A 19,283-nucleotide genomic window follows, 5' to 3' on the forward strand; every position below is an offset into this window, starting at 1 on the left:
GTTTTTAACTCCCTGGAGAAACCCGGATGATCAAGTCCCGCGCCGCCGTAGCCTTTGAAGCTAAAAAGCCCCTTGAGATCGTTGAAGTGGATGTCGCCATGCCCAAGGCCGGCGAGGTGCTGTTGCGTGTGGTTGCGTCCGGCGTGTGCCATACCGACGCCTACACCTTGTCGGGCGCCGACCCGGAAGGCATCTTCCCGTCGATCCTCGGCCACGAAGGCGGTGCGGTGGTTGAAGCGATCGGCGAAGGCGTTACCTCGGTAGCGGTTGGCGACCACGTGATCCCGCTGTACACCCCGGAATGCGGCAAGTGCAAATTCTGCCTGTCGGGCAAGACCAACCTGTGCCAGGCCATTCGCTCCACCCAGGGCAAAGGCCTGATGCCCGACGGCACCACGCGTTTCTCCTACAAGGGCCAGCCGATTTTCCACTACATGGGCACCTCGACCTTCTCCGAGTACACCGTGTTGCCGGAAATCTCCGTGGCCAAGATCCCTAAAGAAGCGCCGCTGGAAAAAGTCTGCCTGCTGGGCTGCGGTGTCACCACCGGCATTGGTGCAGTGATCAACACTGCCAAGGTCAAGCCGGGCGACACCGTGGCCATCTTCGGCCTCGGCGGCATCGGCCTGTCGGCGGTGATTGGCGCGGTGAAAGCCAAGGCCGGTCGCATCATTGCCATCGACATCAACCCGGCCAAGTTCGAAATCGCCAAGCAACTGGGCGCCACCGACTGTATTAACCCGAAAGACTATGACCGCCCGATCCAGGACGTGATCGTCGACTTGACCGACGGCGGCGTGGACTTCTCCTTCGAGTGCATCGGCAACGTACAACTGATGCGCGCCGCCCTCGAGTGCTGCCACAAAGGTTGGGGCGAGTCGGTCATCATCGGTGTGGCCGGTGCCGGCCAGGAAATCTCCACCCGCCCATTTCAACTGGTGACGGGGCGCGTCTGGCGCGGTTCGGCGTTCGGCGGTGTGCGCGGTCGTACCGAATTGCCAAGCTATGTGGAAATGGCCCAGACCGGCGAAATCCCGCTGGACACCTTTATCACTCACACCATGGGCCTGGAAGACATCAACAAAGCGTTTGATCTGATGCATGAAGGCAAGAGCATTCGTACCGTCATCCACTTCTGAGGTCGGCCATGAACCTGGAAAACCTGTCGTGCCAGAAGAGCTTCGGTGGCTGGCATAAACGCTACAAGCACCATTCCGATGTGCTCGGTTGCGACATGACTTTCGCCGTCTACCTGCCGCCGCAAGCGGAGCAGGGCGGCAAGTTGCCAGTGCTGTACTGGCTGTCGGGGCTTACCTGCACCGATGAGAACTTCATGCAAAAGGCCGGCGCCCAGCGCATGGCCGCCGAGCTTGGGTTGATCATTGTCGCGCCGGACACCAGCCCGCGTGGGCCGGGTGTGCCGGGCGACCCGGACAACGCCTGGGATTTTGGCCTGGGTGCCGGCTTCTACCTGAATGCCACGCAGGAACCGTGGGCCAAGCACTATCGGATGCATGATTATGTCGTGCAGGAATTGCCTGCCTTGGTTGAAGCGCATTTCCCGGCTTCAGACAAGCGCGGCATCAGCGGCCACTCCATGGGCGGTCACGGTGCGCTGGTGTGTGCCTTGCGCAACCCGGGGCGTTACCAATCGGTGTCGGCGTTTTCGCCGATCAACAATCCGATGGATTGCCCGTGGGGCCAGAAAGCTTTCTCCCGTTACCTGGGCGAAGAGCGCTCCAAATGGCGCGAGTGGGATGCCTGCGTGCTGATCAGCGAAGCCTCGGAAAAACTGCCGCTGCTGGTGGATCAGGGCGATCGCGACGATTTCCTTGCCGTGCAGCTTAAGCCTGAGGCGTTGCAGCAAGCGGCCAAGGCTGCCAACCATCCGCTTGAACTGCGCCTGCAGCCGGGTTATGACCACAGTTACTTCTTTATCGCCAGCTTCATCGAAGATCATTTGCGACATCATGGTCGTGCTTTGCTCGGTTAATGTGAGGCAAAAGTAGGTAGAATCACGCCCTGAATTAAATCGGGGCGTTTTTTTATGCGTATTGGCCACGGCTACGATGTGCACCGTTTCGCTGAAGGCGATTTCATCACCTTGGGCGGCGTGCGCATTGCACACCACCATGGGTTGCTGGCTCATTCCGACGGCGACGTTGTGCTGCATGCCTTGAGCGATGCCTTGCTCGGCGCGGCTGCGTTGGGCGATATCGGCAAGCACTTTCCAGACACCGACCCGACCTTCAAGGGCGCGGACAGCCGTGTCTTGCTGCGCCACGTGGTCGGCCTGATCCATGCCAAGGGCTGGAAGGTCGGCAACGTCGACAACACCATCGTGGCCCAGGCGCCGAAAATGGCACCCCACATCGAATCGATGCGCGCGCTGATTGCCGCCGACCTGCAAATTGAATTGGATCAAGTCAACGTGAAAGCCACCACCACCGAAAAGCTCGGGTTTACCGGCCGGGAAGAAGGCATCGCGGTGCACTCCGTCGCCTTGTTGCTGCGCGCATGAATGATCTGCAATTGCTGGGCCCGCGTGCCTATGGCGAGGCCTTGGGCAGCGCGGTTTTGAAGGCAACGGCTGAAGACTTCCAGGTCGACGAAGTGCTGGACATTCCCCTGAGCGGCGACGGTGAGCACCTGTGGCTGTGGGTAGAAAAGCGCGGCCTGAATACCGAAGAGGCTGCGCGCCGTATCGCCAAGGCTGCTGGCGTGCCCTTGCGCACCGTCAGCTATGCCGGGCTCAAGGACCGTCAGGCGTTGACCCGTCAGTGGTTCAGCGTGCAACTGCCGGGCAAGGCCGACCCGGACATGAGCGGGGCCGAAAACGACACCCTCAAGATCCTCAAAATGGGCCGCCACAAGCGCAAGCTGCAACGCGGCGCGCATTCGGCCAACGGCTTTACCCTGCGCCTGACGCAATTGGCCGGCGATACCGCCGCCATCGACGCACGCTTGCAACTGATCGCCCAGCACGGCATCCCGAACTACTTCGGTGCCCAGCGTTTCGGGCATAACGGCGGCAACGTGGTGGATGCCCGTGAGTGGGCGGCACGCAAGGCGTTGCCCGAGCAGCGCAATGTGCGTTCGCGGCTGCTGTCGACCGCGCGCAGCTTTCTGTTTAACAAAGTGTTGGCGGCGCGGGTCGCGGACGGCTCCTGGCAACGTGCCCAGGTCGGTGACCTGCTGGCGTTTACCGACAGTCGCAGTTTTTTTCCGGCGGGTGAGGCTGAATGCAGCGACCCGCGCCTGGCGATTCTGGATCTGCACCCCACCGGCCCACAGTGGGGCGAGGGTGATTCACCGGCCGGCGGCGCGACCCACACGCTTGAGCAAACCATTGCCGCGAGCGAGCCAGAGCTGCGCGATTGGCTGGTGAACGCCGGCATGAGCCAGGAACGTCGCATTCTGCGACTGCCCATTGGCGGGTTGACGTGGCATTATCCCGGTCCTGACATTCTGCAATTGGAATTCGTCCTGCCGGCCGGATGCTTCGCCACTGTGTTGGTGCGCGAGCTTGTTGATCTGGTGCCGGTGGGGCCGACGGACAACCCATGCGTATTCTGATATCAAACGATGACGGTGCCACCGCACCCGGTCTTGCCGCGCTTTATGCTGCGCTGCAGGATTACGCCGAGTGTGTGGTGGTTGCCCCGGACCAGGACAAGAGCGGCGCCAGCAGTTCGCTGACGCTCGACCGTCCGCTGCACCCGCAGGTTCTGGCCAATGGCTTTATCAGCGTGAACGGCACCCCCACCGACTGCGTGCACCTGGCAATCAACAGCTTGTTGGACCAGGAGCCGGATCTGGTGGTGTCGGGCATCAACCTGGGCGCCAACCTGGGCGATGATGTGCTGTATTCCGGCACCGTGGCGGCGGCCCTTGAAGGGCGTTTCCTGGGGCGCACCTCATTCGCTTTTTCGTTTGCCTCACGGCAACTGGATAACCTGGCGACGGCGGCGTATTTCGCCCGCAAGCTGGTGGAAGCCCACGGCTCGCTGGACTTGCCACCGCGCACGGTGCTCAACGTTAATATCCCCAATTTGCCCCTCGACCATATCCGCGGCATCCAGCTGACGCGCCTGGGCCATCGCGCTCGTGCGGCAGCACCGTTGAAGGTGGTCGACCCGCGTGGCAAGGAAGGTTACTGGATTGCCGCCGCCGGCGATGCCGAAGACGGCGGCCCCGGCACCGACTTTCATGCGGTGATGCAAGGTTATGTTTCGATTACCCCGTTGCAGCTCGATCGCACCTTCAGTGATGCCTTCAGTAGTCTGGATGGCTGGCTTGAGGGGTTGCGTTAATGGCGCGTGAACAAGACGACCTGTTGCGTCGTGGTATCGGGATGACCTCCCAGCGTACCCGCGAGCGTTTGATCCAGCGTCTGTATGAAGAAGGCCTGTCCAACGCCCAGGTGCTGGAAGTCATCCGGCGCACGCCTCGGCATCTGTTCGTGGATGAGGCGCTGGCGCATCGTGCCTATGAAGACACTGCGTTGCCAATCGGCCATAACCAGACCATCTCGCAACCTTATATGGTCGCGCGCATGAGTGAACTGCTGCTGGCGGCGGGGCCGTTGGACAAGGTGCTGGAGATCGGCACCGGTTCGGGTTACCAGACCGCCGTGCTCTCGCAGCTGGTGGAACGGGTGTTCTCGGTGGAGCGCATCAAGGTCCTGCAGGACCGCGCCAAGGAGCGCCTGGTGGAGCTCAACCTGCGCAACGTGGTGTTCCGTTGGGGCGACGGTTGGGAAGGCTGGCCGGCGCTGGCGCCGTATAACGGCATTATCGTCACGGCGGTCGCCACCGATGTGCCCCAGGCGTTGCTCGATCAGCTCGCCCCTGGCGGGCGCTTGGTCATCCCGGTGGGCTCTGGCGAAGTGCAACAATTGATGCTCATTATTCGCGAGGACGAAGGCTTTTCCCGGCATGTACTGGGTGCTGTGCGCTTCGTTCCGCTGCTCAATGGCCCGCTGGCCTGATCATTTCTTTGCAAACAGTGAATTCTGTTGATGGGGATGTGTCTTACGGCGGGGCTTATTGAGTCAACATGATTGGAAGCCGGGTTTAAACGCGATGAATTTTTCGTTTCAGTCGTGTACCGGTAAAAAGCCAATGCCCAGTTATACTTGCGACATATTTCAAGCCTGATACAGGCATTCATGTTCGGCCAGCACAAAGGGAGCGGCGGGTGAGTCTCACAGGTCTAGCGCAGCGTATGAGTAAAACAAGTTTTCAGCGACTGGTGCTTGGCCTTGTCTTGAGTTCCTTATTGGTGGGTTGCTCAAGCTCTCCGTCCAGCGGCGCTCGGGTTGTCGACCGAAACGGTGCCAGCGCCGTGCCGCAAAAACCGACAGTCACCACCGGGCAATATGTAGTGCGAAAGGGGGACACGATGTTCTCAATCGCCTTCCGTTACGGCTGGGATTACAAGGCGCTCGCAGCTCGTAACAATATTCCTGTGCCGTATACGATACATCCCGGGCAAACCATCCGTTTCGATGGGCGTACCGGTTCGGCATCTACGGCAGTTGTGACAAAGTCCGGATCTTCGGCCTCGTCCTCAAGCAAAACCACAATCATCACCAGGCCTGCAGGCACCGCTGCGCCTACGGTTGCGAGCAAGCCGGCAGCCACGCCGTTGCCACCTGCCGGGCCGGCGCCGACCGGTTGGGGATGGCCTTCAAACGGGGTGCTGATTGGAAAATTCTCTTCAAACGGTAGTTTGAATAAAGGCATTGATATCGCCGGGGATTTGGGACAGCCTGTTTTAGCTGCGTCTGATGGGACAGTGGTTTACGCCGGGAGTGGTTTACGGGGCTACGGCGAGCTGGTCATCATCAAACACAGCGATACCTACGTCAGTGCCTACGGTCATAACCGCAGGCTGTTGGTTCGGGAGGGGCAGCAGGTCAAAGTCGGACAGACAATTGCCGAAATGGGGTCAACTGGTACAGACCGGGTGAAACTGCACTTTGAGATTCGCCGCCAAGGGAAGCCTGTAGATCCGCTGCAATTCCTGCCCCGTCGTTGATGTGTTGCACAGCCTGTTCCCTCACGTAGAAGGAACAGGCTCCAGCGTTGCCAAGGATAAAGGCGTCGCTTGAGCTTGAGGTCGAACTCACCAAAGGACTATAACAATGGCTCTCAGTAAAGAAGCGCCGGAGTTTGACATCGACGATGAGGTTCTCCTTGAAATGGAGATCCTCACCGAAAAGGAATCGATGTCGAATGATGAAGGAGCTGCTAAACCTTCAGTTCGCACCAAATCCAAAAACGCCACCGCGTTAAAGCAGCACAAGTACATTGACTACACGCGGGCGCTCGACGCTACGCAGTTGTACCTCAATGAAATTGGCTTTTCCCCTTTGCTGACTCCCGAAGAAGAAGTCCATTTTGCGCGCTTGTCGCAAAAGGGCGATCCGGCTGGGCGCAAGCGCATGATTGAAAGTAACTTGCGGCTGGTGGTGAAAATCGCCCGACGCTACGTCAATCGTGGCCTGTCGCTGTTGGACCTGATTGAGGAGGGCAACCTGGGCTTGATCCGGGCAGTGGAGAAGTTCGACCCTGAGCGGGGCTTCCGCTTCTCTACCTATGCCACCTGGTGGATTCGCCAGACCATCGAACGGGCGATCATGAATCAGACCCGTACGATCCGGTTGCCGATCCATGTGGTCAAGGAGCTCAACGTCTACCTGCGGGCGGCACGTGAGCTGACACAAAAACTCGATCATGAACCTTCGCCTGAGGAAATCGCCAACCTGCTGGAAAAGCCAGTGGGCGAGGTTAAACGCATGCTCGGCTTGAACGAGCGCGTGTCTTCGGTCGATGTCTCGCTGGGTCCGGATTCGGATAAAACCCTGCTGGACACCCTGACAGATGATCGCCCGACAGATCCTTGTGAGCTGTTGCAGGACGATGATCTTTCCCAAAGCATTGACCAGTGGCTGTCCGAACTCACGGACAAGCAGCGCGAGGTGGTGATTCGCCGCTTCGGCTTGCGCGGCCATGAGAGCAGCACCCTGGAGGATGTAGGCCTGGAGATCGGCTTGACCCGTGAGCGGGTGCGGCAGATTCAGGTGGAGGGCCTCAAGCGCTTGCGTGAGATCCTCGAGAAGAACGGCTTGTCGAGTGAGTCGTTGTTCCAATAAAGACGCAGTACAAAATGTGGGAGCGGGCTTGTGTGGGAGCTGGCTTGCCTGCGATAGCATCACCTCGGTGTACCTGATACACCGAGGTGTCAGTATCGCAGGCAAGCCAGCTCCCACATAAAGCTCGCTCCCACATTTTTTTGTGCCTGGTATTACCTGGGTGCCGGGACTAAATCCCAGGCATAAAAAAACCCCGCTTTTAAGGGCGGGGTTTTTTCGACTAAGTCAGTACAAGTTAGATAACTTGAACTTCTTCAGCTTGCATGCCTTTCTGACCGCGGGTAGCGATGAAAGAAACCTGTTGGCCTTCTTTCAGGCTTTTGAAGCCGTCGGATTGGATAGCTTTGAAGTGAACGAACAGGTCGTCACCGGATTGTGGAGTGATGAAGCCGAAGCCTTTTTCATCGTTGAACCACTTAACGGTACCAGTTTGGCGATTAGACATGGTGTATCTCCTTGGACAAAGTTAACTGCGACTCAGGAAAAGCCCTGGCCGAGACTGAGTGCAAAGAGCAGGAAAAATTCTTGGAGATGGTTGGATCGAAATTCAACATATCGTGTAGAGATTCTCAGTGACACAAGCAGCACAGTGGCGCCACCTTAACCCTTTTTCCGGGACGTGCCAATGGTATTTCCGAAGGTTTCTCTATTTTCGTGACTGGCGGTGGTATTTACAGTCACCTGGCACTGTAATGTGGGGCCCGGCCCCGCTGGCTGCCGCTTATAGACGGCTGCACATTCATCAACAAATGCCCTGCGCCCTTTGAACCCCAGGGCCAGCCCCGGTAAGATGCCCAACAGAATTTTTCCACCTCGCTATTCAGGACACCCGCCATGAGCATCAAATCGGACAAGTGGATTCGCCGCATGGCGCAAGAACACGGCATGATCGAACCTTTCGTTGAACGCCAGATCCGTGGCGAAGGCGCGGCTCCCGTGATTTCCTACGGTGTTTCCAGCTACGGCTACGACGTACGCTGTGCCGATGAATTCAAGGTGTTCACCAACATCAACTCGGCGATCGTCGATCCGAAAAACTTCGACGAAAAGAGCTTCGTCGACGTTAAAAGCGACGTGTGCATCATTCCGCCAAACTCCTTTGCCCTGGCGCGCACCGTGGAGTTCTTCCGTATTCCACGTGACGTGTTGACCATCTGCCTGGGTAAAAGCACCTACGCGCGCTGCGGCATCATCGTTAACGTGACGCCGCTTGAGCCGGAGTGGGAAGGCCACGTGACCCTGGAGTTCTCCAACACCACCACCTTGCCGGCAAAGATCTACGCCAACGAAGGCGTGGCGCAGATGCTGTTCCTGCAGTCCGACGAAGCCTGTGAAGTGTCCTATAAAGACCGCGCCGGCAAGTATCAGGGCCAGCGTGGCGTTACTCTCCCACGCGCTTGATCGAAAGGTCTTACACGCAAAGGGAATTAGTCTGCGTGAAGTGACTCTATTGGGTGTACTGCCTCGGTGCGTGCAAAACGCGCCGAGCCACGCTTGAGGAGTACTTTATGAAGATCGACCCGCGAATCAGCGCCGAACTCGCCCGGCTTGAACCCAACCAGATTGGTGTTCTGGCCTGGTCCCTGATGGCCGACCCAGCGTATGCGGGTGGCATCCCTGGCCAACCTGACGAAGATTGGCCGCAGCAGCCCACCGAGCCCGGTGAGCCAGTCCTTCCCGATGAGCCGCCTCCCGCGCCTGTCGCCTGACTTATCAAAAGACATGGCTGGCGCTTCAGCACACCGGCCATACGTCTTGATCGCCGATCACAAATACTTGCCGATCGTCGCTTTTCTCTACGGAGTAACCGCCGGTAAAAGCTCCGAATGCCGGCAGCAAGCTGATCTTCGAGCCGATCTGGAAGCACGGCAAACGCAAACTCTGCCGACCTTTGCCGCGCAACCGGTACACAGGATGCACATGCCCGGCCAGCACATGCTGGCTGGGATGGGCATCCGGCTCATGCTGCAATGCAAATGGCCCCATCAATAGCGGCTCGGCCACCACTTCAATCCTCAAGTCGGCAGGCGGGTCGCCAGCGCGTTTATCGTGATTGCCGCGAATCAAGGTCAGGTTCAGTGCGTGATTGCGCTCGCGCCAGGTTCTCAAGGCGCTCAGGGTGCCGCTGGCGTGCGAACCCGGGCCGTGCAGGAAGTCACCGAGAAAGATCACCTGCGCACACGGCAGGGCCGATAACAGGCGGTCCAGGCGCTGCAGGTTGTCGGTAGTGGTGCCCTGCGGCACCGGTTGCCCGAGGCTGCGGTACGCCGAGGCCTTGCCAAAATGCGCATCGGCGATCAGCAGGCACTGGCGGGCGGGCCAGTAAATCGCCTTTTCCGCCAGCAGCCACAACTCCTCACCCTCAAGCGTCAGCGAATAATGCATCAACGTTTCCCGGTATCCGCGACTTTTTCCAGGTCCTTGACCATGCGTGCAATACGCTCGGACAGCTTCTCCGAACTCATGCTCTCGCGCATTCGCTCAACCAGCAGTGGAAAAGCCAGCGGCGTCGGCCGTTCGATCATGTGCAGGTCGAGTTTCAGCGCCGACAAATGACGCAATGTCTCTTCCAGCCGACGAATATCCAACTCATCACGCAGGACTTCTTCTCCGGCCTGGGTCAGCAAAAGGTTCTCTGGGTCGTATTGTTTGAACACCTCAAAGAACAAGCCGCTGGAAGCCTGCACCTGCCGTGTGCTTTTCGGCGCGCCAGGGTAACCGGCAAACACCAGCCCGGCGATGCGGGCGATTTCGCGAAAGCGGCGCAGCGCCAGCTCACCGGCATTCAAGCTGGCCGCCACGTCCAACAGTAAGTTCGTTGGGCTCAGCAACGCTTGATTCAACACAACCGGCCAGTCCACCGGCGTAGCGCTCAATAGTTCCAGCCCGTAATCATTCACCGCAATCGAAAAGGTCACCGGCTGGCCTTGGCTGACCCTCCACGCCAGCAGGCTCGCCAGCCCCAGATGCACCTGGCGACCGGCGAACGGGTAGAGAAACAGGTGCCAGCCTTCCCGCGACTTCAGGGCTTCCGCCAGCAAGTACGCACGTGTCGGCAGGCCAGACCAGCGCAACTGGGTTTGTAACAGGGGTTGCACTGCCCGCATCTCCGGGCCATCGAAGTGCCCGTGGGCGGCTGCATCAAAGCGCTCGACCACCGCCTGCGCCAATTCATTGGATAGCGGCATGCGCCCGCCATTCCAGCGCGGCACGGCAGCCTTTTTCGCGGTGCTGCGCCGTACATACGCGGTCATGTTTTCCACTCGCACCAACTCCAGCAAACGCCCTGCAAACAAAAAACCGTCGCCAGGCTTGAGCCGGGCGATAAAACCTTCCTCGACACTGCCCAGATTCTTGCCGCCGCCGCCCTTGCTCCAGAATTTCAACTGGATACTCGCATCGCTGACGATAGTGCCCACGCTCATGCGATGACGCCGCGCCAGGCGTGCATCCGGCACGCGCCACACGCCATGCTCGTCGGGTTCCACTCGGCGGTAATCCGGATAGGCCGTCAACGACAGGCCGCCATGGCGCACAAACCCCAGCGCCCAGGCCCAGTCGGCGTCAGTAAGGTCACGATAAGCCCAGGCATCACGCACCTCCGCCAACAGCGCATCCGGGGTAAAACCACCGCCCAGGGCCATGCTCACCAAGTGTTGTACGAGCACATCCAATGGCTTGTAGGGCGATTCGCGAGCTTCGATGCGCCGCTGCGCTATCGCGTCCTGGGCGGCGGCGGCTTCCACCAGTTCCAGGCTATGGGTTGGCACCAACGTCACCCGTGATGGCCTGCCTGGCGCATGACCAGAGCGGCCGGCGCGCTGCATCAGGCGCGCCACGCCTTTGGCCGAGCCGATTTGCAGCACGCGCTCCACCGGCAGGAAATCCACACCCAGGTCCAGGCTCGAGGTACACACCACGGCCTTGAGCTGGCCGTCTTTCAGGGCGCGCTCCACCCAGTCGCGTGTTTCACGCGACAGCGAGCCATGGTGCAGGGCAATCACGCCCGCCCAGTCCGGACGCGCCTCCAGCAACGCCTGGTACCAGATCTCCGACTGTGCCCGCGTATTGGTAAACACCAGGCAACTGCTGCTGGCGTCCACTTCGGCCACCACTTGCGGGAGCATCTTCAAGCCGATATGGCCAGCCCAGGGAAATCGCTCGGTGGTCGGCGGTAACAAGGTGTCGACCTTCAGTTCTTTAGCCGTCTGCCCCTGCACATTGATCCCACCGCCTTGTGGGACAAGAACCTCAAGGGCGTGAGACTGATTGCCCAAGGTCGCGGAAATCCCCCACACCATCAAATCCGGATGCCAACGCCGCAAGCGCGCCAACGCCAGTTGCAGTTGCACGCCACGCTTGTTGCCAATCAGTTCGTGCCACTCATCCACGATCACCATGCGCAGGTGCGCCAGGCTGGTCTCACTGTCGGCACGCGCGAGCATCAATGTCAGGCTTTCCGGCGTGGTCACCAGCGCGGTGGGCTGACGCCGGGTTTGGCGCGCGCGTTCGCTGCTGCTGGTGTCGCCGGTACGCAGGCCGACACTCCATGGAATCTCCAGTACCGCCAGTGGCGCCTCCAGGGCGCGCGCCGTGTCGGCGGCCAAGGCTCGCATGGGCGTGATCCACAACACCGTCAGTGGCTCAGCGGGCGCTTTGCGTTTACCGGTGGCGGGCGGGCGAGTGACGGCGAAGCGGTTGAGGGCGGCAAACCACAGCGCATAGGTTTTACCCGCGCCGGTGCTGGCGTGCAGCAGGCCTGATTGGCCGTCTTTAACCGCCGCCCACACGGCTTTTTGAAAGGCGAACGGCTTCCAGCCCTTGGTGGCAAACCATGTTTTGGCGAAATCGAGGGGTTTTGCCATTCGGCGGCTGACGCTCTGGAGTCTCTATGTCAGAGACCCTCCAGGCGTCGCAAAGGTTTACTTCAAGTTACCGCTCAGAAATTGCTGCAGGCGCTCGCTCTTCGGGTTGCCCAACACATCTTCGGGCGTGCCTTGCTCTTCCACCAGACCCTTGTGCAGGAACAGCACCTGGTTCGACACCTTGCGCGCAAAACTCATCTCGTGGGTGACCATGATCATGGTGCGGCCTTCCTCGGCCAAACCCTGTATTACTTTCAACACTTCGCCGACCAGTTCCGGGTCGAGGGCCGAGGTGGGTTCGTCAAACAGCATCACCTCCGGCTCCATGGCCAGGGCGCGGGCGATGGCCACCCGTTGCTGTTGGCCACCAGAAAGGAACGCCGGGTATTGATCGGCCACGCGTGCCGGCAACCCGACCTTATCCAGGTAGCGACGGGCACGGTCTTCGGCGTCCTTCTTGCTGCAACCCAGTACCCGGCGCGGTGCCATGGTGATGTTTTCCAGCACGCTCATATGGCTCCACAGGTTGAAGTGCTGGAACACCATCGCCAGCCGCGTACGCAGGCGTTGCAATTCGGCGTCGTCGGCCACGCGCATGCCATGGCGATCGCTGACCATGCGGATCTGCTGACCATCTAGGGTCATGGCGCCGTCGTTGGGCGTTTCCAGAAAGTTGATGCAGCGCAAAAAGGTGCTTTTGCCCGAGCCGCTGGCGCCGATCAGGCTGATCACATCACCGGTGTTGGCCTTGAGCGAGACACCTTTGAGCACTTCATTGTCGCCATAGCTTTTATGCAGGCCTTCAACGGTCAATTTGTACATGGGGCGTGCATCCTCAAGGCGAAAGTAGGTAGCCGCTGCGGTAGGCTTGCGTGCCTGCAACATGGCTGATCACCATGCCGGCAGTGGCCATGCGCCGCAGCGAACGGGCGTAAAGCAGGCCGGCATGTTTGCAGTGCACAGGCGTTACGCGGTCAGTAATGGGGTCGATGATTTCGGCGATCAGTTGCCCGGCTTCCAGGTATTCACCGGGCAGGGCGCTGAACACCAGCAAGCCGCCGACCGGCGTGGTCACCGGTTCCACGCCCGCCAGCGGCGTGGCCGGGTAGGGCAGCTCGGGCAGTGGCGGCGCGTCACCGGTGATGGCACCGAAGTGAGTCAGATAATCGATGATCGCCTGGCAATCCAGCGCCGCCAGGCCGTGGTTGACGTCGCCCTGGCCGCGCAGTTCGACGGTCACCGAAAAACTGCCCATCGGGATCGGGAAGCGCTCGCCGAAGCGTTGCTGTAACTGCCACCACACCAGCGTGAAGCACTCGTCGAACGACTGCCCGCCGGAGTCGGTCGCCAGCAAGTTGGCTTCCGAGCCGATATAGCGCGCCAGCGGCTCCACCTGCGGCCATGCCTCGGGCGTGGTGTACAGGTGCGCCACGGCTTCAAAGTCGCAATGCAGGTCCAACACCATGTCGGCATCGCATGCCAGGCGTTGCAACACCAGGCGTTGGGATTGCAGCTGGGTAGCAGGCGTTTGCGCCGCAAGGGCCAGGCTCAGGGCGTCGCGAATAAGCTCGACGTTGTGCGTGGGGTCGTCGCCCAGCAGGCCTTCGACCTGATTGCCGACCTCCTCACTGAGGTCGACAAACAGGCGATTGAAATTTTGCCCGCTTTCCAGCTCGTAGCGGCCCAACGGAATGTCCATCAACACCTGCTCAAGTCCCACCGGATTGGCGATGGGCACCAGCACGATCTCACTGCGCAGGCGCCCAGCCGCCGCCAGCTCCGCCAGGCGCAGCTTCAGGTGCCAGGCCACCAGCATGCCCGGCAGCTCATCGGCATGCAGTGATGACTGGATATAGATCTTGCCTTCAGCCTGTTCCGGGCCGAAGTGGAAACTGTGAACCTGCCGCGCCGTGCCCGGCACCGGCGCGATCAGTTCATGCACCTGATGACGCATGACGACTCCTTAGTGGCTCGGCCCGAGAAAGGCCAGCCAGCGACGTTCCGCTAGACGAAACAGCCCGACCAGCGCGAAGGTCACGGTCAGGTAGATCAGCGCGGCGATGCCGAATGATTGAAAGGTCATGTAGGTGGCCGAGTTGGCATCCCGCGCCACCTTGAGAATGTCCGGCACCGTCGCGGTAAACGCCACCGTGGTCGAGTGCAGCATCAGGATCACTTCGTTGCTGTAGTAGGGCAGCGAGCGGCGTAGGGCCGAGGGCATGATCACATAGGCATACAGCTTCCAACCGCTCAGGCCGTAAGCCTTGGCCGCTTCGACTTCGCCATGAGCCATGCTGCGGATCGCGCCGGCGAAAATTTCCGTGGTGTATGCGCAGGTGTTGAGGGCGAAGGCCAGAATGGTGCAGTTCATCGCGTCGCGAAAGAACGCATCCAGCACCGGTTGCGCGCGCACGGCGGCGATGCTGTAGATGCCGGTGTAGCAAATCAACAGTTGGATATACAGCGGCGTGCCACGAAACAGGTAGGTGTAGAACTGCACCGGCCAGCGTATGGAGCGTTTGCGCGAAACGCGGGCGATGGACAGCGGAATCGAGACCAGAAAGCCGATCACCAGCGCCGCGCTGAGCAGCCACATGGTCATCGCCAGCCCGGTGATGTGCTGACCGTCGCTATAAAGGAAAGGCCGCCAGTATTGCTGGATAAGTTCGATCATCGCACGGCCTCCCGGGACCCAGCGGAGTAGCGGCGCTCAAGCCCGCGCAGGACGACGTTGGATGCACTGGTGATCAGCAGGTAGATCAGCGCCGCGATGACCAGAAAATAGAACAGCTGATAAGTACTCTTGCCCGCATCCTGCGCGGCCTTGACCAGGTCCGCCAGACCGATGATCGACACCAGCGCGGTGGCCTTGAGCATCACCATCCAGTTGTTGCCGATGCCCGGCAAGGCAAAGCGCATCATCTGCGGGAAGGTCACGAAGCGAAACCGCTGCCCGCGCGTGAGCCCGTAGGCGGTCGCCGCTTCCAACTGGCCACGCGGCACGGCGAGGATCGCGCCGCGAAACGTCTCGGTGAAATAGGCGCCATAGATGAAGCCCAGGGTGATGACCCCGGCGCTGAATGGGTCGATCTCGATGTAGTCCCATTCCATAAAGTCGGTAAAGCCGGTCAGCCAGATTTGCAGGCTGTAGAAAATCAGCAGCATCAGCACCAGGTCGGGCACGCCGCGAATCAAGGTGGTGTAGAGCTGGGCAGGGATGCGGATCAGGCTGACGCTGGACAGTTTGGCGCTGGCGCCGAGCAGGCCCAGCAGGACGCTGACGGCCAGGGAGGCGACCGACAGTTTCACGGTCATCCACGTACCTTGCAGCAACAGCGGGCCGAACCCCTTCAAGCTGAAGGCACCCAGCCCCAGGGTTTGCAAAAGATCTTCAAACATGAATTCAGGACCTAATGGCGATAAAAAAGCGCCCACCGCAAACCGGTGGGCGCCGGGGTGTTATTTACCGCTGTAGAGGTTCAGGTCGCCGAAGTGTTTCTTCTGGATGGTGGCGTAGGTGCCATCATCGTGTAACGCTTTGATACCTTTATCGAGCAAGGCCTTGAGGTCTTTGTTACCTTTTTTGATACCGACCGCAGTTTTGGATGGCAGCAGTGGGTCATCGATGGCCTTGCTGACTTCGTAGTCAGCGCCGGCTGGCGACTTCAAAAAGCCCAGTTCGGCTTGCAGCATGTCCTGTACGGAAGCATCCAGGCGGCCTGAGGTCAGGTCGGCGTAGACCTGGTCCTGGTTGGCGTAGGCCTTGGTGGTCACACCGGCTTTGTCCAGCACGGCCTTGGCGTAGGCTTCCTGGATGGTGCCTTGCTCGTAGCCCACGGATTTGCCCCTGAGGGACTCAGGCGTGGAGAAGTTCGCGCCCTTTTTGAACACCAGGGACGTCGGGCCGGAGAACAGCTCGCTGGAGAAATCGATCGCCTTTTCACGGGCTTCGGTCACGGTCATCGAGGAAATCACACCGTCGAACTTGTTGGCGTTGAGGCCTGGAATCATGCCGTCGAAGTCGCTTTCAACCCACTTGCACTTCACTTTCAGCTCGGCACAGATCGCATTGCCCAGGTCGATATCGAAGCCTACGAGGCTGCCGTCGGCGGCCTTGGACTCGAATGGCGCGTAGGAAGGATCGACACCAAAACGCAATTCCTTGTATTCCTTGGCCAGCGCGGTACCAGCAGCCATGCACAGAGCCAGTGCAGAAAGGGTCAGCAATGCTTTTTTCATTATGTAATCCCTGGAAACCAAGATAAGCGCTTGTGGCGCGGTTAGGACTGTTACTGAACGGTGTCAGACGGATCACAAGTAGCAATTTCTGCACCATAGTTCCGAATGAGTGTTTTAAAAGGTGGGATAAGGGAGATGTGAGTGTAGGAGATGCCCGAAAATGGGCATGGAAAATTCAGCGCACCATTTTGAAGCAAATGAAATTCAAAATGTGGGAGCGGGCTTGCCCGCGATAGCGGTGTGTCTGCCCAATCTCTCTAAGCTGACCCACCGCCATCGCGGGCAAGCCCGGCTCCCACAGGGTTTTGCAGTGTTTGGGGGGAAGGGGTCAGGTCAACAAATCCTGCAACGTGCCGAGGTTGTCGGCTTCTTCCACTGTCTTATCCTGCCGCCACCGCAACATCCTGGGAAACCGTACGGCAATCCCGCTCTTGTGGCGTTTGGACAAGGCAATCCCCTCAAACCCCAGCTCAAACACCATGCTCGGCGTTACGCTGCTGACCGGGCCGAATTTTTCCACCGTGGTCTTGCGCACGATGGCGTCGACCTTGCGCATTTCTTCGTCAGTCAGCCCTGAATAAGCCTTGGCGAATGGCACCAGCGTGCGTTCAGTGCCGGGCGGGCCGTCCCACACTGCAAAGGTGTAGTCGCTGTACAGACTGGCGCGGCGGCCATGGCCGCGCTGGGCGTAAATCAGTACGGCATCGACACTGAACGGGTCGACTTTCCACTTCCACCACACGCCCATGTCCTTGGTGCGGCCCACGCCGTACAGGCCATCGCGGGCTTTTAGCATCATGCCTTCCACGCCGAGGCGGCGAGAGTCTTCGCGTTGCTCCGCCAGGTCCTTCCAGCTCTTGCCCGTCAGCAAGGGAGATGGCAACAGCACGGGCTGGTTGCACTGCGCGATCACTTGCTCAAGCTGGACGCGGCGCTCGGCCTGGGTGTGGTTGCGCCAATCGTCGTCCTGATGCTCCAGCAGGTCATAGGCCAGGACCGCGACGGGCGCATCCTCCAGGACCTTTTTGCTCAAGGTTTTGCGGCCGATGCGCTGTTGCAACAGCGCGAAGGGTTGCACCGCGTCTTTCCACACGACAATTTCGCCATCGATCACCGTGCCATCCGGCAGGCCGCTGACCAAACTGTGCAGTTCGGGGAAGCGCTCGGTGACCAACTCTTCACCGCGCGACCAGACCCACAGGCGACCGTCGCGCTTGACCAGTTGCGCGCGAATGCCGTCCCACTTCCATTCCACCTGCCAGTCGGCGGGTGCGCCGAGCAAGGCGTCGAACTGCTCCACCGGTTGCGCCAGCCCATGGGCCAGAAAAAACGGATACGGCTGACCGCCGCGTTGCGCATGCTCGTCGGACGATTCGGCGGCGATCAGCTTGAGGTAGCCTTCGGCCGTAGGCCGGTTGGACAAATCGGTGTAGCCCACCAAGCGTTGTGCCACACGTTTGCTGTCCAGGTCGGCCATGGCGGCGAGGGCGCGGGTGACCAGCAGTTTGGACACGCCGACACGAAAACTGCCGGTGATCAATTTGATGCACACCATCAGGCTCGGCTGATCGAGCTGCGCCCATAACGCCGGCAGGCGTTCGGCCAATTCCAGCGGCGGCAGGCCACGCAGGGGCAGCAGCTTTTCCTCCAGCCACACTGCAAGCCCGTCTTCCGAGGTATAGGAGGATTCGGGCAACAACAGGGAAATGGTCTCGGCCAGGTCGCCTACCGACTGGTAACTTTCTTCGAATAACCAAGGTTCTATGCCCGATGCTGCGGTGGCCATGTCGCGCAGCAGACGGGTCGGCACCAATTGCCGGGGCCGCCCGCCGGAGAGGAAGTACACCGCCCAGGCCGCATCTTCGGGTGGCGCCTGGCGGAAGTAGGCTTGCAGCGCGGCCAGCTTGGCGTTGCTGGAGGTGGTGGCGTCGAGGTTGGCGTACAGCTCGGCGAAGGCTTTCATGCCGTGGCCTCTTCTTCGTCATCGCCGTATTCGGTGGTGAACCCTTGGGCGTCCAGGCCCTTTTCGCGCAGATGACGCACCAAAACGCCTACGGAACCATGGGTGACCATCACCCGTTCGGCGCCGGTCTGTGCGATGGCCCACAGCAGTCCGGGCCAATCGGCGTGGTCCGAGAGCACAAAGCCTCGGTCCACACCGCGCCGCCGTCGCGTGCCACGCAGGCGCATCCAGCCGCTGGCGAAGGCGTCGCTGTAGTCGCCGAAGCGCTTGATCCAACTGCTGCCACCGGCGGACGGCGGCGCAATGATCAGTGCCTGACGCAGCAATGGGTCAGTCTTTTTGAAGTCCCCGGCATATAAGGTTTCGGGGATATAGATGCCGGCCTCGCGGTACACGCGGTTCAGCGGTTCCACCGCGCCATGGCTGAGAATCGGGCCGATGCTGGCGTCGATGCCATGCAGGATGCGCTGGGCTTTGCCAAAGGAATAACAGAACAACACGCTGGCTTTGCCGACCGCGATATTGGCCTGCCACCAATCATTGATGCCGGCAAAAATCTGCGCCTGGGGTTGCCAGCGGTAAATCGGCAGGCCGAAGGTGGATTCAGTAATAAAGGTGTGGCAACGCACTGGCTCAAAGGGCGCACAGGTGCCATCGGGTTCGACTTTGTAGTCGCCGGAGGCTACCCAGACTTCGCCCTGGTATTCCAGGCGCACCTGCGCGGAACCGAGCACATGCCCGGCGGGATGGAAACTCAGGGTGACGCCGTGGTGGATGAGTTTTTCGCCGTAGGCCAGGGTTTGCAGGTTGATGTCCTGGCCCAGTCGCGAACGCAGGATGCCTTCGCCGGGAGCGGCGGCCAGGTAATGCTGGTTGCCGGTGCGGGCGTGGTCCCCATGGGCGTGGGTGATGACGGCGCGGTCCACCGGGCGCCATGGGTCGATGTAGAAATCTCCCGCAGTACAATAGAGGCCTTCGGGGCGGGCGATGACAAGGTCCATGGGCGTGCCGGGGCAGTGGGCTTATCAGGTATGAGGGGAGCGAGACTTGAGAAGTT

Annotated in this window: 20 protein-coding genes; 10 read left to right on the forward strand and 10 right to left on the reverse strand. The window is 60.2% G+C overall.

What is annotated here, in order from left to right:
- Nucleotides 1-26: 26 nt before the first annotated feature.
- From HU759_RS07435 to rpoS, 8 genes are all read left to right on the forward strand, one after another.
- A complete protein-coding gene (locus HU759_RS07435; RefSeq protein ID WP_017137160.1) occupies nucleotides 27-1,139 on the forward strand; it encodes an S-(hydroxymethyl)glutathione dehydrogenase/class III alcohol dehydrogenase in 1,113 nt (370 codons plus the stop codon).
- Between the two features lie 8 nt (nucleotides 1,140-1,147).
- A complete protein-coding gene (gene fghA / locus HU759_RS07440) occupies nucleotides 1,148-1,993 on the forward strand; it encodes an S-formylglutathione hydrolase (RefSeq protein WP_017137161.1) in 846 nt (281 codons plus the stop codon).
- A 54-nt stretch (nucleotides 1,994-2,047) separates the two neighbouring features.
- Nucleotides 2,048-2,521 (forward strand): 2-C-methyl-D-erythritol 2,4-cyclodiphosphate synthase, encoded by a 474-nt coding sequence (gene ispF, locus HU759_RS07445; protein WP_012722614.1) that lies wholly within the window; start codon nucleotides 2,048-2,050, stop codon nucleotides 2,519-2,521.
- Nucleotides 2,518-3,576 carry a tRNA pseudouridine(13) synthase TruD gene (truD, locus tag HU759_RS07450; protein ID WP_169985389.1) on the forward strand — a complete coding sequence of 353 codons (1,059 nt, stop codon included), beginning with the start codon at nucleotides 2,518-2,520 and terminating at the stop codon, nucleotides 3,574-3,576. Before ispF ends, truD begins: the two co-directional genes overlap by 4 nt.
- Complete coding sequence (gene surE / locus HU759_RS07455; protein ID WP_017137163.1) at nucleotides 3,564-4,313, forward strand: 5'/3'-nucleotidase SurE; 750 nt, start codon at nucleotides 3,564-3,566, stop codon at nucleotides 4,311-4,313. The genes truD and surE overlap by 13 nt, the downstream gene beginning before the upstream one ends.
- Nucleotides 4,314-4,354: 41 nt before the next feature.
- Nucleotides 4,355-4,990 carry a protein-L-isoaspartate(D-aspartate) O-methyltransferase gene (locus HU759_RS07460; RefSeq protein ID WP_169850588.1) on the forward strand — a complete coding sequence of 212 codons (636 nt, stop codon included), beginning with the start codon at nucleotides 4,355-4,357 and terminating at the stop codon, nucleotides 4,988-4,990.
- A 209-nt stretch (nucleotides 4,991-5,199) separates the two neighbouring features.
- Nucleotides 5,200-6,042: a peptidoglycan DD-metalloendopeptidase family protein gene (locus HU759_RS07465; protein ID WP_017137164.1), complete on the forward strand. Its 843-nt coding sequence runs from the start codon at nucleotides 5,200-5,202 to the stop codon at nucleotides 6,040-6,042.
- A gap of 106 nt (nucleotides 6,043-6,148) precedes the next feature.
- The gene (rpoS, locus tag HU759_RS07470) at nucleotides 6,149-7,159 is read left to right on the forward strand and encodes an RNA polymerase sigma factor RpoS (protein ID WP_017137165.1); all 1,011 of its coding nucleotides are present in this window, start codon (nucleotides 6,149-6,151) and stop codon (nucleotides 7,157-7,159) included.
- 235 nt (nucleotides 7,160-7,394) lie between these two features.
- On the opposite strand, the gene HU759_RS07475 is transcribed toward rpoS, so the two are convergent.
- Nucleotides 7,395-7,604 carry a cold-shock protein gene (locus HU759_RS07475; protein WP_002554837.1) on the reverse strand — a complete coding sequence of 70 codons (210 nt, stop codon included), beginning with the start codon at nucleotides 7,602-7,604 and terminating at the stop codon, nucleotides 7,395-7,397.
- Nucleotides 7,605-7,993: 389 nt separating this feature from the next.
- Here HU759_RS07475 and dcd point away from each other — a divergent pair, with 389 nt between their 5' ends.
- Together dcd and HU759_RS07485 are read left to right on the forward strand one after the other, a co-directional pair.
- Nucleotides 7,994-8,560 (forward strand): dCTP deaminase, encoded by a 567-nt coding sequence (gene dcd, locus HU759_RS07480; RefSeq protein WP_017137166.1) that lies wholly within the window; start codon nucleotides 7,994-7,996, stop codon nucleotides 8,558-8,560.
- A 107-nt stretch (nucleotides 8,561-8,667) separates the two neighbouring features.
- On the forward strand, nucleotides 8,668-8,868 hold the full coding sequence (locus tag HU759_RS07485; protein ID WP_017137167.1) for a hypothetical protein: 201 nt from the start codon (nucleotides 8,668-8,670) through the stop codon (nucleotides 8,866-8,868).
- A 25-nt stretch (nucleotides 8,869-8,893) separates the two neighbouring features.
- Here HU759_RS07485 and pdeM read toward each other — a convergent pair whose 3' ends face one another.
- From pdeM to HU759_RS07530, 9 genes are all read right to left on the reverse strand, one after another.
- The gene (gene pdeM, locus HU759_RS07490; protein ID WP_017137168.1) at nucleotides 8,894-9,544 is read right to left on the reverse strand and encodes a ligase-associated DNA damage response endonuclease PdeM; all 651 of its coding nucleotides are present in this window, start codon (nucleotides 9,542-9,544) and stop codon (nucleotides 8,894-8,896) included.
- Nucleotides 9,544-12,024, reverse strand: coding sequence for a ligase-associated DNA damage response DEXH box helicase (locus HU759_RS07495; RefSeq protein WP_186616812.1), 2,481 nt, complete (start codon nucleotides 12,022-12,024; stop codon nucleotides 9,544-9,546). The genes pdeM and HU759_RS07495 overlap by 1 nt, the downstream gene beginning before the upstream one ends.
- A 57-nt stretch (nucleotides 12,025-12,081) precedes the next feature.
- Complete coding sequence (locus HU759_RS07500; RefSeq protein ID WP_017137170.1) at nucleotides 12,082-12,846, reverse strand: ATP-binding cassette domain-containing protein; 765 nt, start codon at nucleotides 12,844-12,846, stop codon at nucleotides 12,082-12,084.
- Between the two features lie 13 nt (nucleotides 12,847-12,859).
- Entirely contained in the window at nucleotides 12,860-13,978 is a 1,119-nt protein-coding gene (locus HU759_RS07505) for a succinylglutamate desuccinylase/aspartoacylase family protein (RefSeq protein WP_170036468.1), read from the reverse strand.
- Between the two features lie 9 nt (nucleotides 13,979-13,987).
- The gene (locus HU759_RS07510) at nucleotides 13,988-14,698 is read right to left on the reverse strand and encodes an ABC transporter permease (RefSeq protein WP_017137171.1); all 711 of its coding nucleotides are present in this window, start codon (nucleotides 14,696-14,698) and stop codon (nucleotides 13,988-13,990) included.
- A complete protein-coding gene (locus tag HU759_RS07515) occupies nucleotides 14,695-15,423 on the reverse strand; it encodes an ABC transporter permease (protein ID WP_186616813.1) in 729 nt (242 codons plus the stop codon). The genes HU759_RS07510 and HU759_RS07515 overlap by 4 nt, the downstream gene beginning before the upstream one ends.
- A 60-nt stretch (nucleotides 15,424-15,483) precedes the next feature.
- Entirely contained in the window at nucleotides 15,484-16,263 is a 780-nt protein-coding gene (locus HU759_RS07520; RefSeq protein ID WP_186616814.1) for a transporter substrate-binding domain-containing protein, read from the reverse strand.
- A 328-nt stretch (nucleotides 16,264-16,591) separates the two neighbouring features.
- Complete coding sequence (locus HU759_RS07525) at nucleotides 16,592-18,226, reverse strand: ATP-dependent DNA ligase (protein WP_170036470.1); 1,635 nt, start codon at nucleotides 18,224-18,226, stop codon at nucleotides 16,592-16,594.
- On the reverse strand, nucleotides 18,223-19,227 hold the full coding sequence (locus HU759_RS07530; protein WP_017137175.1) for a ligase-associated DNA damage response exonuclease: 1,005 nt from the start codon (nucleotides 19,225-19,227) through the stop codon (nucleotides 18,223-18,225). The genes HU759_RS07525 and HU759_RS07530 overlap by 4 nt, the downstream gene beginning before the upstream one ends.
- Nucleotides 19,228-19,283 lie beyond the last annotated feature (56 nt).

Source organism: Pseudomonas sp. OE 28.3, assembly GCF_014268205.2.
GTDB classification, from domain to species: domain Bacteria; phylum Pseudomonadota; class Gammaproteobacteria; order Pseudomonadales; family Pseudomonadaceae; genus Aquipseudomonas; species Aquipseudomonas edaphica.